The sequence below is a fragment of the Oceanobacillus sp. HCA-5259 genome (assembly GCF_037892815.1).
GTDB classification, from domain to species: Bacteria; Bacillota; Bacilli; order Bacillales; family Amphibacillaceae; genus Oceanobacillus; species Oceanobacillus indicireducens.
This window is the reverse complement of sequence record NZ_JBBKBV010000031.1, coordinates 1-20,915: the sequence shown is the minus strand read 5'-3', so window position 1 is coordinate 20,915 and position 20,915 is coordinate 1. Positions and strand designations below refer to the sequence as shown.

The following is a 20,915-nucleotide window of genomic DNA, read 5'->3' as shown; positions in this document are numbered from 1 at the left end:
ATGCATAAAGTCGGATTTTTTCGTTCGATACAATTAAAATTCATTATTATTTATATTCTCTTGCTGATACTTGCTGTCCAGCTCATCGGAACATTTTTTACCGGGCAGCTTTCCAAAAACCTGGAAGAAAGCTTTAAGGACAATGTCTCCAGCCGAATGGAACTTCTTAGCTATAATCTCGAACGTGTTTACAACCGTGAACAGACGGAAACGGAAGAGGGAATGAGTCCGGAGGCAGAAGTTCAAGATATTGTTAATGAGCTCAGCACCGATGACCTTACGAACGTAATTGTCGTAAACAGCCAAAGTAGAATCATCGGTACGAACAATAATCTCGTGGAAATCAATCAGCGGATTACGAGAGATATCATCCAACAGGTGCTTTTCTTTGATATGACAAAGGAAGATGATTTCATCAATGAAAACGGAGAATATGTTTATGTTCGCGTCGACCCGATTCTTGATAATGAGAACAACGTAGTCGGTGCGATTTACTTGGAATCGTCCTTAGAGGGCGTTTATAAGCAGCTGGATGAAATTAATAAAATCTTTTTACAAGGGGCATTACTTGCGGTTGCAATCTCTGCCATTATTGGGGTGCTTGTTGCCCGCTCGATCACGAAGCCGATTAAGGAAATGCGCAGACAAGCCCAAGCAATGGCGAAAGGTGACTTCACCCAGAAAGTAAATGTATATGGAAAAGACGAAATCGGTCAGCTTTCAGAAGCATTCAATGACTTGAACAGCCGACTGAGACATTCCTATGCAACAATTGAAGAAGAACGCTTTAAGCTCAGTTCAGTGCTATCCAATATGTCAGACGGTGTTATTGCAACCGATCAAGAAGGATCAATCACGTTAATCAATGAAGCTGCGGGAATTCTCCTCGGGAAAAATCCGGACGATTTGATTGGTGATGATTTACTTGATGTTTTACAGCTTGATGAAAAGCTTGTCGATATATCTGAACTCCGGGAGAATAGCTCGATGATTATTGATTTCAGCGATGATCACCAGCCGTTTCTCATCCGAACTAACTTTTCCACAGTAAAAGATGACCAAGATGCAATAAATGGTTTTATTACTGTGTTGAATGATGTAACGGAAGATGAAAAGGTTGAACAAGAGCGCAGGGATTTTGTTTCCAATGTTTCTCATGAATTGCGGACACCGCTTACGACGATGAAAAGTTATCTCGAAGCATTGGCGGACGGAGCTTGGGAAGATAAGGAAATCGCACCGAAATTCCTTGAAGTTACCCAAAATGAAACCGACCGGATGATCCGGATGGTGAATGATCTTCTCCAGCTTTCCAGAATGGATGCAGAGGAATACCAGCTCCACAAGGAAGAAACAGATTTTATCGATTACTTCCACCAGATCATCGACCGTTTTGAAATGAATTTGCCGGAGACGACGACAATCAAACGGGAATTGCCGAATAAGAATTATCAAGTATGGATTGATAAAGATAAGATGACTCAAGTACTTGATAACATTATTTCAAATGCGATTAAGTATTCTCCAGAAGGCGGCAAAATTGTTCTCCGGGTAGAAAATAAACGCCATTACTTGCTCATCTCGGTGCAAGACGAAGGGATGGGAATTCCTTACGACCGATTGGAAAAAATATTCGACCGCTTTTACCGGGCGGACCGGGCGAGAACGAGGAAGCTTGGTGGTACAGGCCTTGGACTTGCCATTACAAAAGAACTCGTCGAAGCTCACCATGGACGAATCTGGGCGAAAAGCAGAGAAGGTCATGGGACAACGATTTACTTTACACTCCCACTCATTAAGAGGAAGCGGAGGGACGTCAGATGAAATTCGAAACCGTAAAAACATTCATCCTCATTGTCTTAATTGGAATCAGTATTCTCTTATCTTACACGCTATGGAGTTATCAACCGAACTCCAACCAAACGATTAGCAGTGAGTTTGTAAATAGTGAGATTGATGCAGGGGGATCAAATGACGAAACGAAGCGGAGTCTGATTAAACCTGTAGATATTATTTTCCACACTGACGCAGGTTATTTTGGATTTCAAGATTCGAAATCCAAAGATCAAATGTTTCATCAGATGCAAGATTGGGTTATTTCCAATTATGAGGTTCTTGATAGTGAAGAAGCGACTGAGCGCTCCCCGGAAAAAATAGAACTCATATTTGCCGATGAAATTCCTATGAAAGTGCTCGGCACACTGTTTAATTTTGGGTCAGATGATATTATTTTTCCGAATTGGTCGATGAAGCGGATATACATTAGTTTTATTCATGACAGTAAGTCCTTACAGCTGGAGTTTAGTTCGGATACTTCCGACCAGCGTGCCGTCGCTTTGATTAATGATGCAGAGATCTATGATCAATTATGGCGCAACACGGAGACCTTGGATAAAGAAACATATCAGGAATACCTTGTTATAAATGAACAGACAAACCCGGTATATATTCCAGCCGGCAAGATAAAAATGGATTCCTATTCTATTACACCAACTCAAATTCAACCAGCTTTGTTCGTTAATATCCTATTCACGAATCCTGCTGTTGTACGGGAAACCAACTCACAGACGATTGGAGAAGCTTATTTTACGGATAACCGGCAGATGAGTGTCTATCAGAATGGCAAACGGATGGAATATATTAGTCATATTTCACCGTCAACTGACGAACCGGATCGTGTTATTAGTGAACTGGATTTGCTTGATCGCAGTATCAACAATATTAATAATCATAGCGGTTGGACGTATGCATCTCGCTTGAACCAAGATTATCGCTTGGATGATGTTAATTTGAATAACAATCAAGTAACATACCAAATGTATTATAAAAGTTATCCCGTATTTAATATTCATAAGCTCGCCACCATCCAGCAAAGATGGGGAAATTATCAAAATGGTATGCAGCTGATTGAATATGACCGGCCGCTTTATTTATTCGATAGTGAATTCAAACTGCGAGAAAATGAACTGCCATCGGGAGAAAACATCATTGACCTTTTAGAATCCGATGTGGATGTTACGATGGAGAATATAGAAGATGTTAAAATAGGCTATGAACTGAAATATCAGCAGGATGAACAGGATAGTGAATACTTTGAGATGGTTCCAGCTTGGTACAAAAAGGAAAATAATTCATGGCAAAAAATTATATTTGATGAAGAAAAGCAACCAATGGGAGGGAACTAAGGATGCAGTGGGGAAATATTAAGACATTATTCATCCTTAGCTTCCTCATCCTCAATATATATTTGATCTTTGCCTTTATCGACCGACAGCAAGATGTCGGATATCTCGACAATCAGGAATTACCGATTGAAGACCAGCTCGCTTCAGAACAAATAACCGATGATTCAAAAGCGGTTGATGTAACCGAACTTGCCTATATATCGGTCGTCCAACGGGAATTATCAGATAAGGATCTTGAGGAATTGGATGAATTAGAAGGTCAGACGATAGAAGTTTTTAATAATAATTTAATTATAAGTCAATTGGATAGTCCGGTTAAGCTTTCACCGAATAAGTCCAAAGATGCGCTGGAAGCGGCGGTTCTCCCTCACGTGCTTTACGGGGACGAATATGTTTTTGCCGAGTGGAATGAGGAATTGAATATATTGATGTTTTTCCAAGAGAAGGAAAACCGGCCCATTTACTATAATGAAAATGGCTTGCTACTCGTCTTTCTGAACGATGATAATGAAGTAACCCACTATAGCCAGACGATTCTTGGAAAGGCAGAAGTGCAAGGTGAGCCAGTGCAGTTGAACCAGCCGACGCAGGTGATCGGTCAGCTTTTCAAAGCAAATTATTTACATCGTGGAGATAATGTGTCGGATATAGAAATCGGCTATTATTCTCGGATTACCGCAGAAGGTATTCAAGTATTTGCCCCGACATGGAAAGTGTCAGTGAATGAGGAGCGCGATCATTTTGTCAATGCGATAGAAGGCCTCATTTATGAAAGCAATCAGACGGAATTTTTACTGAACGTCATTGGTGAACATATGATGCGGGTGAATATATTGGATGAGGAAAATGATTTAAGGGAAAATTTCTTACCTATTCTAGAAGAAAGATTAGAGTTAGATAATCGGAGTGAAACAGAATGAGTTTACGCTTTAGTGTACTCGCATCAGGGAGTACAGGGAATGCTTTTTATATTGAATCGAAAAAGGAAAAAATCCTTGTCGATGCGGGTTTGAGTGGGAAGCAGATTGATTTGTTATTTGAAAAAGCTCATCTTGACCCGAGCGAGCTTTCCCGCATTTTAGTAACCCATGAACATAGTGATCATATAAAAGGGCTTGGGATAATTGCGCGGAAATATAATTTGCCGATCTATGCAAATGAAAAGACGTGGAAGGCGATGGAGCATTCGATCGGAAAGCTTACTGTTGACCAAAAGTTTGTTTTTAACCGGGAAGAAGTTCAAACCTTTGGTGATATGGACATTGAATCTTTCGGTGTCTCCCACGACGCTGCGGAACCACAATTTTACACGTTTCATAGTGGCGGAAAAAAAGTAGCGCTTGTTACGGATTTAGGTTATGTGTCAGAACGGATTAAGAAAACAGTGGAAGATGCAGATGCTTATATTTTTGAAGCGAATCATGATGTGGACATGCTGCGGATGGGAAGATATCCATGGAGTGTAAAACAACGCATCCTAGGCGATTCTGGTCATGTGTCCAATGAAGATTCAGGGCTCGCACTAGCTGACGTCATTAACAATAATACGAAGCGGATCTATCTTGCTCACTTGAGCTTGGACAATAATATGAAAGACCTTGCCCGCATGTCCGTCTCCCGTATATTGGAAGAACGCGGCATCCATATCGAACTATGTGACACCGATCCAAAAGAACCAACCCAATTATATGATGTAGTGTAATATGAACAGGCTAAGCAGGAATCCCCTGCTTGGCCTGTTTTTTTGCAGGGACATTGGGGTCAGAGCACTTGTCCCACTGGGACAAATGCTCTGACCCCAAATGTCCCAGTCTAAAAGGCGTTATGAAGAAGCGATTTTTGGTAATACTACATGTAAGTAAAGAGAGATATAGAGGAGGTTAGGGCATGGGTTATTATAAATCGAGGGAGCGCAGGAAATTATACTGGCTCACTCCCCTGCTTTTAGGTGTCATTATCGGTATTTTAATTGTCTCAGTCGCGCTTCCCGAACTAATGAAAGCAAATCTGATTCCCCAAACAACAACAGACCGAATGACAGAAACAATTCATGACGGGCTAGATGGACAGCCGCAAAATACATCTGTAAGCGTCGACGTCTCCACCCAAATAACGGAGGTCGTGGATCGGGTTACCCCGGCCGTTGTCGGTGTAACAAATATTCAAAAGGAGAATCATTATTGGCTGGAGGAAGGTTCCGTTGAAGCTGGAACTGGTTCAGGAGTTATTTATAAAATAGAAGATGGAAATGCGTATATTGTAACGAATCACCATGTCGTGGAAGGAGCCGATCAGATTGAGATCGTCCTCTATGATGATACCCATCTCGATGCGGAAGTCGTTGGCAGTGATTTATTCAGTGATCTAGCAGTAATTCGGATGCCAAGTGATAACGTTCAGGAGGCAATTGAAATTGGCGTATCCGGCAATGTAAAGGTTGGTGAGCCGGCAATCGCCATTGGCAACCCTCTTGGGCTTATGTTTTCCAGCACGGTTACGCAAGGTGTAATTAGCGGTACAGAGCGAACAATCCCCCAAGACTTTGACATGGACGGGCGCCCTGACTGGCAAGCAGAGGTTATCCAAACAGATGCCGCGATTAACCCGGGAAATAGTGGAGGCGCACTTATCAACATTTACGGCCAGCTCATTGGCATTAATTCGATGAAGATAAATGAAGCAGCTGTAGAAGGACTTGGATTTGCAATTCCGATTGACCATGCCTTGCCAATCATGCAAGAGCTTGAAACAACGGGAGTAGTCGAGCGCCCCTTCCTTGGAGTTGAAGTTTATTCGTTAGATGAAATCCCCCATCAAGAATGGGAAAATACATTATCATTGCCAAGTGATGTAACCGGGGGTGTATATATTTGGAGTGTCCAGCCACTGTCCCCTGCCGATCAAAGCGGACTCGAGCGGCTCGATGTTATCGTTGAACTAAACGGCGAACCAATTACGAATGTCATTGATCTAAGAAAAATCCTCTTCCAAGAAAAAGAAATCGGCGACACCCTAACCATCACCTACTACCGCGGCGGCCAGCTACACGAAACCGAAGCAACCCTCACCGCTCAGTAGTGGGACATGGGGTCAGAGCATTTGTCCCAGAAAAAAGAGGTGCAGTAATCCAAATTACTGCACCTTATCCACTGAACTTTCTGTCAAACACACCCTATTATCCACAGAAAAAGCGAACTTATTAACATTCCGTGGATAAAATTCCACGCAGAATCTATATATAGTAGTAAAAACTTGTTGCGTAACAAAATAAGTAGGAACACTTGTGCATATGTGGATAACTTTGGGGATAATCACATGGTTTCAACAGGAAAAACTGCTTATCCACGATTTATCCACGGGAAAACTTTCCCCAACGTGAATAACATGCAACAACTTTTCACTTACTCACAACCAATAACCTTCTTTCTTGAATCTCCCTCTAACAAAGCATATAATTTCAAGTAGACTTTTTAACAAAGGCGCTTGCGCCGGACGTGGCTAGCCCTCCATACAAAAGTTATCACAGCATTTTTACTTTATAGTTTCTTATACAATAAAAAAGGAAAAGGAAGTGCATCACGTTGATACGACGTTTTTTCTCTTATTATAAGCCACATAAACGGCTATTTATTGTCGACTTCTCGGCAGCGATGATTGTGGCTATTCTCGAGCTTGCTTTTCCACTCGCCGTCCAGTGGTTTATCGATGACCTCTTGATGGGTGACGACTGGAATATCATACTAACAGTTGGTGCGTTGCTTTTGGTTGTTTACATCGTCAGCACCCTGCTTCAATATGTTGTAACTTACTTTGGCCATAAGCTAGGAGTAAATATCGAAACGGATATGCGGAATGAATTATTCCATCATGTACAGAAGCAGTCTTTCCGCTTTTTCGATAATACGAAGACCGGCCATATGATTAGCCGGATTACGACAGATCTCTTTGATCTCGGAGAACTTGCCCACCATGGGCCAGAGGACTTTTTCATTTCGATTATGACATTTCTCGGTGCATTCTTTATTATGTTCACGATTAACCCAATGCTCGCACTTATTGTATTAATTACCATTCCAATCCTCATATTCCTCATTTCATACGGGAATATTCGCATGAATCGTTCGTGGAAAAAGATGTATGAGGATATTGCGGATGTGAACGCCCGTGTGGAAGATGCTGTTTCCGGTGTGCGTGTCGTTCAAGCATTCACGAATGAACAGTTTGAAATGGACCAGTTCAATGAAAATAATAAAAAGTTCCGCCGCGCAAAACTGGGAGCGTACCGCGTGATGGCGACGGTTCACTCGAACATCTATCTGCTCATGCGGCTTATGACGCTGCTTGTGCTCGTATTTGGCGCCTGGCTCACCTTCAATAACCTCTTAACGTACGGGGAACTAGTCAGTTTTATTCTTTTAACGAACGTACTCACAACCCCGATCAATAAAATCACTGCCCTTCTTGAGCTGTATCCGAAAGGTATGGCTGGTTTTAAACGATTCACCGAAATGCTTGATGTGGACCCGGATGTGAAGAATAGACCAGACGCAGTGGAAGTCGAAAAACTTCAAGGTAATATTGAATTTAAAAATGTGACCTTTGGTTATGAGGAAAATAAGCCAGCTGTACTCGATAATTTAAATTTAAACGTACACGCAGGAGAAACTGTGGCTTTCGTAGGTCCATCAGGTGCCGGTAAAACGACGATATCTTCCTTGATTCCGCGTTTTTACGATGTGGATGACGGCAGTATTTTTATAGATGGTATGGATATCCGCGATATGACGAAAGAGTCTCTTCGTAAAAATATCGGCGTCGTTCAGCAAGATGTTTTCCTATTTACAGGGACACTAAAGGAAAATATCGCTTATGGTAATCTTGATGCGAGCGATGAGGAAATTTATGAAGCAGCCCGCCGTGCTCATATGGAAGAATTCATTGCAGAACTTCCAAACGGTTATGAAACACAGATCGGTGAGCGTGGACTCAAGCTTTCTGGTGGACAGAAGCAGCGGATCGCGATTGCTCGTATGTTCCTCAAAAATCCGCCTATCCTTATTCTCGATGAAGCGACATCTGCACTTGATACAGAGACCGAGCGGATTATTCAAGAATCTCTGAATGAGTTAGCGGAAAATCGGACAACACTTGTTATCGCCCACCGTCTTGCAACGATTAAAAATGCAGACCGTATCATGGTTGTTACGAAAAATGGAATTGAAGAACAAGGAACCCATGACGAATTAATTGTACAAAATGGCATTTTTGCAAGGCTCCATAACGTCCAAATGAATTAAGAAAAAGCATATCCACCTCTCTTTAAATAGAGATGGATATGCTTTTTCTATTTTTTCCTCATAAATTGTCTCTAAAAAACACAACCTATATAAAAAAGGAGCTGATGATATGTGGAAATTACTACTCACTATTCCCCTCATGCTTTTCTCAATTGGTATCGTGACAAATCAATCACCAAGCGAATTTGCTACGGCAGAAGAAGCCCCTCCTTATGCCAAATGGGGCCAAGTTGCCATGAAGAAAACGAAGGAAAAATATCCGGATGCTAAAATCATCGATTACTTGCATATCGGTGCGATTACAAGAAACGGCGAGACGACGGAAAAATTTAAACTTTGGCTTCGCGGGAAAGATCGGGAATTCGGTGTCTATATCGACATCCGCTATACGAAAAAAACAGAGGAAGTCATCGACATCAAATTTCAAGAAACGGACCGATAATTCGTTCGACAACAATCGTCAAAACCCTGGGACAGGTCAGACTTTCTATTCCCATTCCGATCGCAGCATGCCGTAGACAACATGGTGGACAAAATGATCATATAGCCACTCAGCCTCACGAATTGTTCCTTCTTCCTTAAATCCGAGCCGTTCTGGAATCGCCCGGCTTCTCCGATTCTCGACAGCTGCACGAATCTCCATCCGATTCAAATCAAGCTCATAAAAACCGTAGTGCATCAACCCGCTCACCGCCCGGCTCATAATTCCGCGCCCTACCATATCTGTAGCGAGCCAGTAGCCAATATGACCGACACGGTTTGACCAGTCAACCAAATTAAATCCAATCATCCCGCAAAGCCTTCCTTTATAAATAATTCCACAGTTCAATGCCCTTTTTGCATTGTAAGCGTCAAGCGTATGCTGAATAAATTTTAAACTATCTCGCCTTGTCCGTGTCCCGTCGACCCATGGTAACCACTCCCGAAGCTCCGTACGTGATTTTTCCGTCAGATTAAACAATTCAGTCGCATCTGATTCCTGAATATGCCTTAATGTAATTTCTTCATCCAACGCTAATTCAAGCATCTTACTCCCCCTCTTTATGCCGATACCCTTTACCAAGCTATCTGTTTAATCTCAATCATACAAATTTCCTTCTTAAAAAGAAAGACCTAATTTAAAAAAGAACCGTTTAAAAAAGCACATTTTATTTCAATTTCAAGCAACGCTAGTTTATTATAGAAGTAATAAACATTTTTTCACGGTGCCATTGTCCGTAAATCTTTCGTTATGATATAAGGAAAGAAATCAAATCTATTTTAGCGAAAGAAACGGCCACTAACACCCTGATTTACTCCATTAACATTCAGGGGAAAAAGCAAAGACTTCCACTGAATGAGTTTCGTTTTATAATCATGCCTAGGATTAATTAAAGGAAGGAATCTATACTTGTGGATAATATAACGCGATTAGAAATAAACGGAAAAGAAATCATCCTAATCGGAACGGCCCATGTTTCCAAACAGAGTGCCGAACAGGTAAAAGATGTTATTGAACAAGAAAAACCCGACGCCGTCTGTATTGAACTGGACGAACAGCGCTATCAATCGATATCCGATGGGAACAAATGGCAGGATACGGATATTTTTAAAGTCATTAAGCAAAAGAAGGCATCCTTACTGCTTATGAACCTAGCCATTTCCTCTTTCCAAAAACGGATGGCAAAACAGTTTGGCATCAATGCAGGTCAGGAAATGATTCAAGGAATTGAATCAGCTAAAGATGTCGGAGCGGAATTGGTCCTCGCCGACCGGAATATTCAAGTCACCTTTTCACGAATCTGGGGAAATATCGGCTTCAAAGGAAAAGCAACTCTGCTTAGCCAAATCATTTTTAGCATCTTCAGTAATGAAACAATTACCGAAGAAGAACTGGAGAAGATGAAGCAGCAGGATACAATCAATGCGATGCTCCAAGAGATTACCGAGAGCTTCCCGAAACTTAAAAAACCATTGATCGATGAACGCGACCAATACTTGGCACAGAAGATTAAAGAAGCACCAGGTGACAAGGTCGTTGCTGTGCTAGGAGCGGCACATGTCCCTGGAATTACAAAAGAAATACATAAAGATCAAGATCTGAAGGCGTTGACGAAGCGGCCGCCGAAATCAAAGGCCCCAAAAATCATCGGCTGGACAATCCCAATTGTTATTATCGCCCTCGTTGTGTTGACCTTTTTCCAAAACCCAGATGCTGGTATGCAGCAAGTCTGGAGCTGGCTGCTCTGGAATGGGTCGCTTGCAGGTATTGGGACGATTATTGCGCTTGGACATCCACTTGCCGTACTCACGGCCATCGTTGCAGCACCATTTACATCATTAAATCCGTTTCTTGCAGCTGGTTGGTTTGCCGGATTAGTCCAAGCATGGATGAAAAAGCCAATCGTCCGAGATTTTGAAACGTTAGCGGATGACGTGACAAGTGTTAAAGGATTTTGGGATAATAAAGTAACCCGCGTCCTGCTTGTCATCGTATTGGCGAACCTTGGCAGTGCCTTAGGTACATTTGTTGCCGGAGCAGATGTCATTCGCCTATTCATTCAAAATTTATTCTAATAGAGGATGTTCAAAAAGTCCGGTAAAAATGACACTTCGAATTTCTTCGTTGGCTTGCTTTTCGTATGCTCACGTATCAACTGCATACGTTCCGCCACTCAAAGCTGCGCCGCCTCGAACTTCTCGGTCCTTTTTATCCTCCTTTTTGAACACAAGAAAGCACATTCCTTCGGGACCGGGTTTTCTTTTCTTTACCTAGACGTGATTTAAGTATCTTGAAGGAGGAAAAATAAGTGATCATTGCGATCATCGTTCTACTATTCGTTCTGTCGATTTTCTTCTCTGTGAGTGAGACAGCGTTTGCCTCGTTAAATCAGGTAAAATTACAGACCCAGGCAAAAAATGAGGACCGAAAAGCACAGAAGCTCCTGCGAATTATTGAAAATCCGGGTGAATTGTATATCGTGAACGTGATCGGCAATAATATTGTCGATCTTTCCATCATTGCCCTTGTCGTTTACTGGACATTGGATACGAATATGAACACGATTCTTGCTGTTACTTTTGTTATTTTGGCGATTATTATTTTTGCTGAAATCATTCCAAAAACAATAGCACGAGCGATCCCGCAGGAAATTGCATCAGCTGTATCCCCGATTATTCAAGGCATTATCAAAATACTAAAACCGATTATCTGGTTACTTGAGAAAATATCGCAACTTATCGCCAACCGTTTTCATAAAGAAGGAGTAGAGGAAGCCTCTATGTCAAAAGATGAGCTCCGGACACTAGTGGATCTCGCCGGACTGGAAGGGACATTCCGGGCGGATGAATCATACCGGATTAAGGGTGTACTTGACTTCTACAATTTAAATGTCCGTGACGTCATGAAAACCCCTCGTGTGGATATTGTCGCCTTGCCGATCTCATCCACCTATGAAGAAGTGCGCGATTTTGCAATTGATAACCGATTTACTCGTTTTCCCGTATATGATGAAGATATCGATAATATTGTCGGAATCATGCATACGAAATACTTACTCTCTTGGTCTGTGAACCCGAGCCGAAAATTGGAGGAATTTATTGATTCCGAACCACTAATCGTCTATGAATTTCAGCCGATTGAGGAGATTTTCCGAATGATGACGAAAGAGCGCAGACATTTAGCTATCGTGCTGGACGAATATGGCGGAACAGAGGGCATCATCACCCACGAGGATATTATTGAGGGAATGATTGGACTTGAGATTCATGATGAGATGGATGAGGAAAGTGAAGTATTGATTGAAAAGCTCACACCGACGAAAGTAGTCTGTGACGGGAAAGTCACGTTACACCGCTTAAATACGATATTCCAGACCGAAATCCCAGAGGAAGAAGATGTCCTTGCCGCCTACTTACTAAGTGAGTTCAAAGACTTTCCAAAAGCCGGCGACACACTCGAACGCGACAATCTTACCTTTAAAATCCTCAACGTAGAAGATCGTACCATTCGGAAAGTGCAGATTGTAAAATAGTAATACATACCTGTCAATTTTCCTAGTTTGTCATGGAGTTGAAAAATAGTCAGGAAAAAACCGAACAAATCAAGATGTTTGTTCGGTTTATTTTCTATGTAGGCCGATTCTCTAGTCTGTTACATGATTCCTACAACGAAGTTATTTTTCTTATTTTCTCTTTTGATTGAGTGTCGCTAATTGATTAAGCAATTGGTCAAGTTCCTGTGATATATTTATTAGTTTTTCATAAGTGGCATCATTCGTATAGGCCTCGTACATTTTCAATCGCTTATTCTCAATCTGGACCACCAATCTATCTTTCAGGTCCGCGATAAACGCATTACTCCTTTAAAGTGATACTATGTATATTAACCGTTTTTAATAAAAGTAAACAAAATACTTCTTTAACTAAAGGGAAAATAGCTTTACAGCAGGAATCAGGAGGGAAACAGTATGAAAATCATCCAAATTACCGGATACAAAAATAGCGGTAAAACAAACCTTTCGACCAAAATAATTGAAATGTTCACAGAAACAGGCCTAAAAGTAGGTTCCCTTAAGCACCATGGGCATGGTGGCATCTCCCTTGGATTTAGTAATACCGATAGTGAAAAACATCGCAAGGCCGGAGCGGCTATCGCAGGAGTCGAAGGAGAAGGAGTTTTTCAATTTTCAGCTCCTGATTTATCACTGGAGCAGCTTATTGATTTTTATGCTTTTATGAAAATAGATGTACTCATCGTGGAAGGATTTAAGGATCAGCCATTTCCTAAGCTAGTGCTTTTGTCAGAGAAAGAGGATCGGATTCTTCTTGACGGAGTGGAGAATATAAAAGCGGTTTTGTCTCCTTCTACTTTAGAGAAGGCGGCTGCGTACCCTACCTTTAAACGTGATGAAACAGATGCGTTACTATCTTGGCTGAAACAGGATATGATAGATAATAAGAGTGACTACGCGTGGAAATAGAGAGGAAGAACGAAGATGAAAATAACGATCATTTCTGTCGGTAAATTAAAGGAAAAATATCTCAAGCAAGGCATTCAGGAATATCTGAAGCGCCTATCAAGCTATGCCGACGTTTCCATTGTCGAACTAGCTGATGAGAAAGCACCGGAAACGATGAGTGAAGCGGAGATGGAAACGGTGAAACGTAAGGAAGGCGAACGAATCCTTGGTGCAATTAAACCCGATACGTATGTCATCACGCTTGAGATTGAAGGAAAGATGCTGACATCGGAAGGTCTTGCCGCAAAAATGGATGAGCTTGCGACGTATGGTAAGAGTAAGGTTGCTTTTGTGATTGGTGGGTCGCTTGGGATTAGTGATGAAGTGCAGAAGCGGAGTGATTTTGCGCTGTCCTTTTCGAAGCTGACGTTTCCTCATCAGTTGATGCGATTGGTGTTGTTGGAACAGGTTTATCGGGGGTTTAGGATTATTAGGGGGGAACCGTACCACAAATAGAGGCAAAAATTGTTGTAGATAAGGTGGTAATTCTTTATCGGAAGCGGGTATTGAAAATGTGTGTTCATTATCCGTTTCACGATATAGCAAGTGAATTAGCGTAAAGGTTTTCGAGATGTTCATTTCAGTAAAGTCAAAATCAAGTTCTATGTTATTAATCGATCTGGATTTATCTATTTCCTTGATTGTGATATTATCAATTAACAACTGAAGTAATTGTTTTTGATTTTCCCTAGATGACTTCCTATAAACAGATAGGAATTTTTTTAGTAATTTTTCGATTAATTCTGGTTGGATTACTTTTGAATCGATAGAACCTAATTGTATTATAATCTCATTTTTCTTTTGTTCTAACCCCCTTTTATCATTGGAGACCTTTTGTAATCTTTCTTGTAAAATATCTACAGGGAGAGTGTTTTTCTCAAAGGCTTCCATATACTTCCCTTGTAATTGTTCAATTTCTTTTAATTGTTTTTCAATGTCACCTAGCTCCTTATTCAGTTGGCTTATCGAATGAGCAGAACTAGAGCTAATGTCCGTAAGCTTCTTATATAACCTCTTCCTATTAGAACTAAATTGTTCAATTTTCTTGATAACTGTATCCTCTGCTTCATATGCTTTAATGGAATTAGCTTTACAAGCAGCAGATCCTTTATTATGAAAGTCACTACAGACGTAATAACGATGTTTTCGTTTCGTTCCATCTTTTAGGGTGTATGTTGTGATAGAAGGGACCATTCCTTGACCACAATCTGGACAACGTAATAGCTTACTAAGTAAAAATGGCTCATTTGATTGGCGTTGCTTAAACGATTTACTTTTTCTTCTTGCTTGTACAACGTTCCATAATTCATTCGAAATAATAGCTTCATGCTTTCCTTCAACAAGGATGGGATTAGGGTTTTTTCCTTTTCTTCGTTTGGTGTCCCAGTTCTCAACTTTTAGCCAGCTGATTTTACCGTTATATACTACATTGTCTAGGATTTGTGCTACACTATTGATGGAAAAATACCGGTTACGTTTCGTCTTATACCCTGCTTTATTTAAGTGGTTAGAAATTGCTCTTAGTCCTTTACCATCCGCATACATATGATAGATTAGCTGTACTACTTCTGCTTCCCTTTCATTGATAACAAGTTCCTTCTTAATAGTGTCATACCCAAATACAATACCACCATTCCATCGTCCTTCTAATGCTCGTTGTTTCATTCCTAGTTTTACGTTTTCTGCTAAAGTATTACGCTCCATTTCAGCTATAGAAGCCATAATTTGAAGTACTAGACGACCTATAGGACTACTGGTATCAAAGTTCTCAGAGTAAGATATAAATTTCACATCGTATTTTTCAAACTTATCTAGAATCGTGAGTGTGTCCAACATATTTCTTGAAAGTCGAGAAATTTTCCATACTATTACAGCATCAAATTTTTCATTTTCTACATTTTTGATTAATCTCTTCATTTCTGGTCGTCCTTTTACGGACTTACCACTAATTCCCTCATCGACATATTCATCTATAACTTCCATGTTATAAACTTGAGCATATTGTCGAAGTGTTTGAAGTTGTGCGGTTATACTGAAACCTTCTTTTGCTTGTTCTTCTGTACTTACACGGGCATAAATTGCCACACTTTTTATTTCTGTTGTCATATTTGTCCTCCTTTACCTTTATAATACAATGTAAATAATAGAAGGGGAAACAGACTATAATGCACTTTAAATATCATAGTAAATTTGCTAGAAGAAATGTTTTTTTGGAGTGACCTTTGTACGTGTATTAGGGCTGATTTGAAAGATTAAATTAACAGGGAGGGCATTGAATAAAAAATAAAGAAAGGCTATCCTATATCAGTTTGGGATAGCCTTTGCTTTGTTTTGAAATAACCTTATTAATTGCTTGTTATTTATCATATAAATTCTTAATGCTTTCTTTCATTTCAGGTTTGATTTCAATTTTAGAACGAATTGATTTTGTTTTCTCCTCTGCTTCCTCTAGGTCTTTTGCGAGATTTAACTCAAGTAATGTACCAATAGCAACCGTACCAGTACGATTTCTCCCCGCAGAACAGTGGAAAAACACATTTTTACCTTCATTGTATGCCTTAGTAACACTATTAATAGCTTTCTTTACAGATTCATCTTGATTTTCGGCATCATCAAGGATAGGTTGGTGAACCGTATGATGCTTCGAATCATTATTCGACTTATTCGTTTCAGATCTTAAATCAATCACTACATCTATATCCTTTTCTTTCATTGCATCTTGAACATCATCAGCTCCACCAATAAATATTCTATCTTTCACTAGTTCATTATAATCCGACATGATAATCCTCCATTTCTCTTCTCTTCTTCATTTCGCTTTTCTTCTCGTTTTTTCAATTTCCCCGAAACTTGCCCAGCTAGCAGGAAGAAAATTATTCCTAGAACAAAACCAAGGAATGGAGCGTAATTGTACGTACTTCCAAACCATAGACCTAAAGAGATGAAAAATAAACTTACAAGACCTAGCAATGTGGGAATTAAACTAGAAAGTTTCATACATTTCTCCTCTCCTCGATTTTATATATATGAGATTAGTAAACCACCAACGGCCCCAGACAATACAATAATCCAAGGCGGTAATTTCCAATACACCAACATACTAAATAGAATTGCAGCTAGCGCAAAATCGATTGGTGCATGGATAGAACTAGTCCAAATCGGATTGTAAAGAGCGGATATTAAGATACCTACGACTGAGGCATTTACTCCAATTAATGCCCCTTTAATTTTCGGGTTACTACGTAAGGCATCCCAGAATGGTAATGTACCTAAAATTAGAAGGAATGCGGGTAAAAAGATTGCGAACGTAGCAAACAAACCACCTTGCCATCCATTAACAACAGCACCAATATATGCTGCAAACGTAAATAGTGGCCCCGGTACTGCTTGGGCTGCACCATATCCTGCAAGGAATTCCTGTTCGGTTAACCAACCTGTAGGAACAAATTCTTGTTCCAATAGAGGTAATACAACATGACCACCACCGAAAACAAGAGATCCAGAGCGATAAAAACTATCTAGCATAGCGACCCACTCTACCGATGTAAGGTTACGTAGTATTGGTAGAACTATCAGTAATCCAAAGAATAAGGTTAAACAAAAATATCCAAAACGACGTGAAATAGGGAAATGTGTAACTGCTTGTTCATCACCGACAGTTTGCTGTCTGTAAAGAAGGAAACCAACAACTCCAGCTAATAAAATTACTCCAATCTGTGAGTATGCTGTTTGCCATAATAATGTAACTACTAATGCAAATAATGCAATGGTTTTCCTTTGGAGATCTGGTGTTAACTTTTTAGCCATTCCTAAAACTGCATGAGCAACAACAACAACTGCAACGATTTTTAATCCACTTATCCATCCTGCATCCTCTATTCCAAACGTATGAAGTAGTGAGGCAAAGATAATTAGTGCAATCACGGAAGGGAGTGTGAAACCTAGAAAGGAAATAATCCCCCCTAATACTCCACCACGCATGACACCAATACCAATTCCAACCTGACTACTTGCAGGGCCGGGTAAAAACTGGCAGAGTGCAACTAGATCTGCATAGCTTTTTTCATCCATCCACTTTCTTCTTCGAATGTATTCTTCATGAAAATAACCTAAATGTGCAATAGGTCCTCCAAATGAAGTCAGTCCAAGTCTGGTAGAAACGATTAAGATTTCTAACCATGTTTTTAACTTATTGTCTTTTTTTTGATTCATGGTTGCACCACCTTATCTAATCTTTAATTTCTTTAAACAATTCATAGGCTCTTGCACGGGCTTGATCAAGAATTTCCTCCCCTTTGCCAGTTGCTGTATAATATTTCCTTATTTTTCCTCCCACGTTTCGCTCTTCCTTCAGTAAAAGCCCGTCTTTTTCCATACTGTGAAGGATTGGATATAAAGTTCCTGCGCTAATTTCATATCCGTGTCCCTGAAGTTCTTCGTGCATCCAAGCACCATAAATAGGATGTTCCTTGGCATGGTGTAGAATGTGGATATGGATAAATCCTAAGAAGAGCTTTCTCAGTACTTTATCTTCCAGCTTAATCGACTCCCTTCATTATCGAAATATGATATTGTAAATTGATATCGGATTTCGATACTTATAAAAAAGTAACATACTTTATTTTGTGATTCAATACCTTTTACTAAACTATAAAGATTTTTACATTTAGTTAACATTAAGTCTAATAAACGAAAGAAAGATTTTATTATAGTTGATATTTTTTTGAAAGTAGGGAATAATATATCTATAATTTTTGATTAAATAGGTGATGGAGTTCACCATAACCGCCTATGTGAAGGCCTAATGACTCCTGCCAAAGATAATAGGGGATACCTATGTCTTTTGGCAGGAGTTTTTTATTTTTATGACAAGGTAGGTGATTCAAGTGAATTTTTTATTAGTGATGATTGGTGGTTTCTTTGGGGCTATGTCAAGGTTTGCTTTAGGTGAATGGATACATATAGACAACGGATTTCCTTTAGGAACTTTTATCATCAACCTCACTGGATGTTTCGTTTTAGGATGGTTTCTCACATATGTAAATCAAAAGAAAAAGGTTAGAGCCGAATTTGCTCTGATATTTGGAACCGGGTTTGTTGGCTCTTTTACAACTTTCTCCACCTTTTCGGTAGAAACCATTAACTTATTTCAACAAGGTCTTGTCTTTTGGGGATTATTCTATGTTTTGGCTACCACAATATTGGGCTTACTGTTGACTTATTTAGGTCACAAATTAGCTTTATTAAAGGAAATTAGGTGATGTCACATGATTTGGATAATCGGAATAGGTGGTTCTTTAGGTGCTGTGGCTAGATTTATATTAGGAAATTTGATTAGTAAAAAATCACAAGAATTATATCCATTTCCAATAGGGACTTGGATTATTAATATTACAGGGTCATTTTTACTTGGGTTACTGGCTCAGCTTCACCTTGCAAACCAAATTGGCGAGTGGTTATGGCTTTTTGGTGGCGTGGGTTTTTGTGGTGCATATACGACCTTCTCCACCTTTGGCAACGAAACCATTACTTTAATACAATCAAACAAAGTAAAATTAGCCGTAATTTATGTCATAACTTCTATTATTGCAGGTGTTGTTTCAGCAACGATTGGATTAAATATTTAAGTTTAAAATTTGTTATTCAAGAAACGCGAATGTTTAAGATAAAAGCCTAATTCCTTGCGAAAAATAAGGAGGGATTAGGCGTTTATCTCTCATAATCTTTAACGTTGTAATTCCGCACTTTCTTGACGTGACCCCATTGGTGAAATTGTTGCAACAAGTGGTGAATTCATCGGCGAACAACTGGTAAAGGACATGGCAAGGGTGGTAAAATCAATTACCGTAATCACATATGTAGAAGAGGATAAGTAAAAAGCTAATAATATAGCAGTCTATTCGTTTGAAAATAGACTGCTAATTTCGTTTCAGACAAAGAATTATACACATCTACAGTAAAATCCCCACAAGTTGTTAAACAACCTCACCACTTATCTCCTCAAATAACTCTTGATCAAACTCGTATACTATTTTCTTGATTGTTCGATCTTTAGGCTTTTCTCCAGAATTTACTTGAATTTCCTTGATAAGAAACCGGAGTAATTCTTTTTTATCATAGTCATCTAATAGGTTATAAAATGAATTAAAATCATTAGTAATGTGGTTAATTACTGGTAATAAGTCATTGTTGTTCTTTAATTCTATCTGCTTTGTTAGTAGTATTTTAAATTCCTTTTGTTCACTTTCTTGATTTTGAACTCTTTTCATTTCATCACTAAGTGTATCTATGTCTACTATTTTCTTCGTATAGAGCTGCAAGAGTTCCTGTTTCTCTCTTTTTAGTTCTCTTAAACTTTTTTCTAGTGATTTAAGTTCGTCTTCAATTGGTTCAAGTTCACTTTTTAGATTATCGATAACAACTGTTTGTAATGGTACAGAGAGGTTTAGATTGTTAAGGTAATTCATAACCTGCGATAATACCTCTTGTTCCGCATATTCCTTTTTTACAAGATTCGAATTACATGCTTTAGAGCCGCTGTTTTTAAAACGGCCACACACGTAATATTTGTATTTTTTGTTTGCATTCCCTTGTACCATTGCGCCTCCACAAGTAGGACACTTTAATAGACCTGATAATGGAAATGATCCGTTGTGTAATTTTTCTTGGGTATAACTACGAAGCGATAGAAGTTTTTGGGTTCTTTCCCAAAGCTCCTCACTGATAATTGGATAATGATTGCCTTCTTTATAATTACCTTTCCATTTAACATATCCAATGTAGATTTTATTGTTGAGAATGGTTTTAACAGCAGTAATTGACCAATGATTATCTTTTTTGGTTTTGATACCTTGCATATTTAAATTACTAGCTATTTTTCTATAACCCCACATTTTATTGGAGTAGCAATCGAAAATGTATTTAACTACTTTTGCTTCCTCTTCATCAACTACTAATTTCTTGTTGATTAAATCGTAACCAAATACTCTCCCACCGTTAAAGTAGCCATTTTCAAATGTTTTCTCCATCCCTAGTGACGTACGAAAGCCAATTAGATCCTTTTCGACTTCTGCTATAAGTCCCAATATCTGGTATATTAATTTTGAGTTAGGATCGTTTGTGTCGATATTATCAGCAATAGAGATTAAATTCTTGTTAGCGTTTTTTAAACGTCTATAGATATATTGGGAATCTAGAGAATTACGTGATATGCGATCCTGCTTAAATACGATGATTGAATCAATATTATTCTCCTCTTGGAAAACATTATAAAACATTTCTTTAAATTTGGGTCTATTTGAAAAACTCTCCCCAGATGCAGGTTCCTCTATAAATATTTCTACAAGTTCAATATTATTTTCCTTACAATATTGTAAACTAGCACATTATTCCAGGTCATCTATTTCAAACTAATTCAGCTGTTTATCTGGGGC

Annotated in this window: 20 protein-coding genes, 2 pseudogenes and 1 riboswitch; of the genes and pseudogenes, 13 read left to right on the top strand and 9 right to left on the bottom strand. The window is 39.4% G+C overall.

Annotation, left to right across the window (positions count from 1 at the left end):
- The 7 genes from walK (at position 1) to WKU33_RS14675 (ending at position 8,924) form a co-directional block, all read left to right on the top strand.
- Positions 1-1,824: a cell wall metabolism sensor histidine kinase WalK gene (gene walK, locus WKU33_RS14705; protein WP_156855365.1), complete on the top strand. Its 1,824-nt coding sequence runs from the start codon at positions 1-3 to the stop codon at positions 1,822-1,824.
- A complete protein-coding gene (locus tag WKU33_RS14700; RefSeq protein WP_336253407.1) occupies positions 1,821-3,185 on the top strand; it encodes a YycH family regulatory protein in 1,365 nt (454 codons plus the stop codon). Before walK ends, WKU33_RS14700 begins: the two co-directional genes overlap by 4 nt.
- 2 nt (positions 3,186-3,187) lie before the next feature.
- Complete coding sequence (locus tag WKU33_RS14695) at positions 3,188-4,105, top strand: two-component system regulatory protein YycI (protein WP_156855367.1); 918 nt, start codon at positions 3,188-3,190, stop codon at positions 4,103-4,105.
- Entirely contained in the window at positions 4,102-4,887 is a 786-nt protein-coding gene (locus tag WKU33_RS14690) for an MBL fold metallo-hydrolase (RefSeq protein ID WP_340455340.1), read from the top strand. Before WKU33_RS14695 ends, WKU33_RS14690 begins: the two co-directional genes overlap by 4 nt.
- A gap of 185 nt (positions 4,888-5,072) precedes the next feature.
- On the top strand, positions 5,073-6,263 hold the full coding sequence (locus WKU33_RS14685) for a S1C family serine protease (protein WP_156855369.1): 1,191 nt from the start codon (positions 5,073-5,075) through the stop codon (positions 6,261-6,263).
- A 503-nt stretch (positions 6,264-6,766) separates the two neighbouring features.
- Positions 6,767-8,482, top strand: a complete 1,716-nt coding sequence (locus tag WKU33_RS14680; RefSeq protein ID WP_336252868.1) for an ABC transporter ATP-binding protein — start codon at positions 6,767-6,769, stop codon at positions 8,480-8,482.
- A 109-nt stretch (positions 8,483-8,591) separates the two neighbouring features.
- Entirely contained in the window at positions 8,592-8,924 is a 333-nt protein-coding gene (locus WKU33_RS14675; protein ID WP_340455339.1) for a DUF3889 domain-containing protein, read from the top strand.
- Between the two features lie 45 nt (positions 8,925-8,969).
- On the opposite strand, the gene WKU33_RS14670 is transcribed toward WKU33_RS14675, so the two are convergent.
- Positions 8,970-9,509 carry a GNAT family N-acetyltransferase gene (locus WKU33_RS14670; RefSeq protein ID WP_156855372.1) on the bottom strand — a complete coding sequence of 180 codons (540 nt, stop codon included), beginning with the start codon at positions 9,507-9,509 and terminating at the stop codon, positions 8,970-8,972.
- 359 nt (positions 9,510-9,868) lie between these two features.
- Here WKU33_RS14670 and WKU33_RS14665 point away from each other — a divergent pair, with 359 nt between their 5' ends.
- Both WKU33_RS14665 and WKU33_RS14660 read left to right on the top strand, forming a co-directional pair.
- Entirely contained in the window at positions 9,869-11,038 is a 1,170-nt protein-coding gene (locus tag WKU33_RS14665) for a TraB/GumN family protein (protein ID WP_336252869.1), read from the top strand.
- A gap of 233 nt (positions 11,039-11,271) precedes the next feature.
- Positions 11,272-12,495, top strand: a complete 1,224-nt coding sequence (locus WKU33_RS14660; RefSeq protein ID WP_340455337.1) for a hemolysin family protein — start codon at positions 11,272-11,274, stop codon at positions 12,493-12,495.
- Between the two features lie 150 nt (positions 12,496-12,645).
- Here the strand turns inward: WKU33_RS14660 and WKU33_RS14655 are convergent, their stop codons facing one another.
- Complete coding sequence (locus WKU33_RS14655) at positions 12,646-12,786, bottom strand: aspartyl-phosphate phosphatase Spo0E family protein (protein ID WP_232334324.1); 141 nt, start codon at positions 12,784-12,786, stop codon at positions 12,646-12,648.
- Positions 12,787-12,930: 144 nt separating this feature from the next.
- Here WKU33_RS14655 and mobB point away from each other — a divergent pair, with 144 nt between their 5' ends.
- Together mobB and rlmH are read left to right on the top strand one after the other, a co-directional pair.
- Positions 12,931-13,443 (top strand): molybdopterin-guanine dinucleotide biosynthesis protein B, encoded by a 513-nt coding sequence (gene mobB / locus WKU33_RS14650; RefSeq protein ID WP_340455335.1) that lies wholly within the window; start codon positions 12,931-12,933, stop codon positions 13,441-13,443.
- Positions 13,444-13,458: 15 nt separating this feature from the next.
- Positions 13,459-13,938 (top strand): 23S rRNA (pseudouridine(1915)-N(3))-methyltransferase RlmH, encoded by a 480-nt coding sequence (rlmH, locus tag WKU33_RS14645; protein ID WP_336252863.1) that lies wholly within the window; start codon positions 13,459-13,461, stop codon positions 13,936-13,938.
- Positions 13,939-14,532: 594 nt separating this feature from the next.
- Here rlmH and WKU33_RS14640 read toward each other — a convergent pair.
- The 5 genes and pseudogenes from WKU33_RS14640 to WKU33_RS14620 all read right to left on the bottom strand — a co-directional run.
- Positions 14,533-15,588 (bottom strand): annotated as a pseudogene (locus tag WKU33_RS14640) (recombinase family protein); the annotation flags it as partial.
- A gap of 250 nt (positions 15,589-15,838) precedes the next feature.
- Positions 15,839-16,264 (bottom strand): protein-tyrosine phosphatase family protein, encoded by a 426-nt coding sequence (locus WKU33_RS14635; protein WP_340455332.1) that lies wholly within the window; start codon positions 16,262-16,264, stop codon positions 15,839-15,841.
- Positions 16,243-16,479, bottom strand: coding sequence for a hypothetical protein (locus tag WKU33_RS14630; RefSeq protein ID WP_340455330.1), 237 nt, complete (start codon positions 16,477-16,479; stop codon positions 16,243-16,245). Before WKU33_RS14630 ends, WKU33_RS14635 begins: the two co-directional genes overlap by 22 nt.
- 21 nt (positions 16,480-16,500) lie before the next feature.
- Entirely contained in the window at positions 16,501-17,694 is a 1,194-nt protein-coding gene (locus WKU33_RS14625) for a chromate transporter (RefSeq protein WP_340455328.1), read from the bottom strand.
- A 16-nt stretch (positions 17,695-17,710) separates the two neighbouring features.
- Positions 17,711-18,019 carry a PadR family transcriptional regulator gene (locus tag WKU33_RS14620; RefSeq protein WP_340455354.1) on the bottom strand — a complete coding sequence of 103 codons (309 nt, stop codon included), beginning with the start codon at positions 18,017-18,019 and terminating at the stop codon, positions 17,711-17,713.
- 219 nt (positions 18,020-18,238) lie between these two features.
- Positions 18,239-18,303, top strand: a riboswitch (Fluoride riboswitch).
- Between the two features lie 65 nt (positions 18,304-18,368).
- Here WKU33_RS14620 and crcB (WKU33_RS14615) point away from each other — a divergent pair.
- Positions 18,369-18,743 (top strand): fluoride efflux transporter CrcB, encoded by a 375-nt coding sequence (gene crcB / locus WKU33_RS14615; protein ID WP_340455326.1) that lies wholly within the window; start codon positions 18,369-18,371, stop codon positions 18,741-18,743.
- A 6-nt stretch (positions 18,744-18,749) separates the two neighbouring features.
- Positions 18,750-19,109 carry a fluoride efflux transporter CrcB gene (gene crcB, locus WKU33_RS14610; protein ID WP_340455324.1) on the top strand — a complete coding sequence of 120 codons (360 nt, stop codon included), beginning with the start codon at positions 18,750-18,752 and terminating at the stop codon, positions 19,107-19,109.
- A 348-nt stretch (positions 19,110-19,457) separates the two neighbouring features.
- On the opposite strand, the gene WKU33_RS14605 is transcribed toward crcB (WKU33_RS14610), so the two are convergent.
- Together WKU33_RS14605 and WKU33_RS14600 are read right to left on the bottom strand one after the other, a co-directional pair.
- Positions 19,458-20,510 carry a recombinase family protein gene (locus WKU33_RS14605; protein WP_340455352.1) on the bottom strand — a complete coding sequence of 351 codons (1,053 nt, stop codon included), beginning with the start codon at positions 20,508-20,510 and terminating at the stop codon, positions 19,458-19,460.
- Positions 20,499-20,846 (bottom strand): annotated as a pseudogene (locus tag WKU33_RS14600) (recombinase family protein); the annotation flags it as partial. The gene WKU33_RS14605 and the pseudogene WKU33_RS14600, both read right to left, overlap by 12 nt.
- Positions 20,847-20,915: the final 69 nt, after the last annotated feature.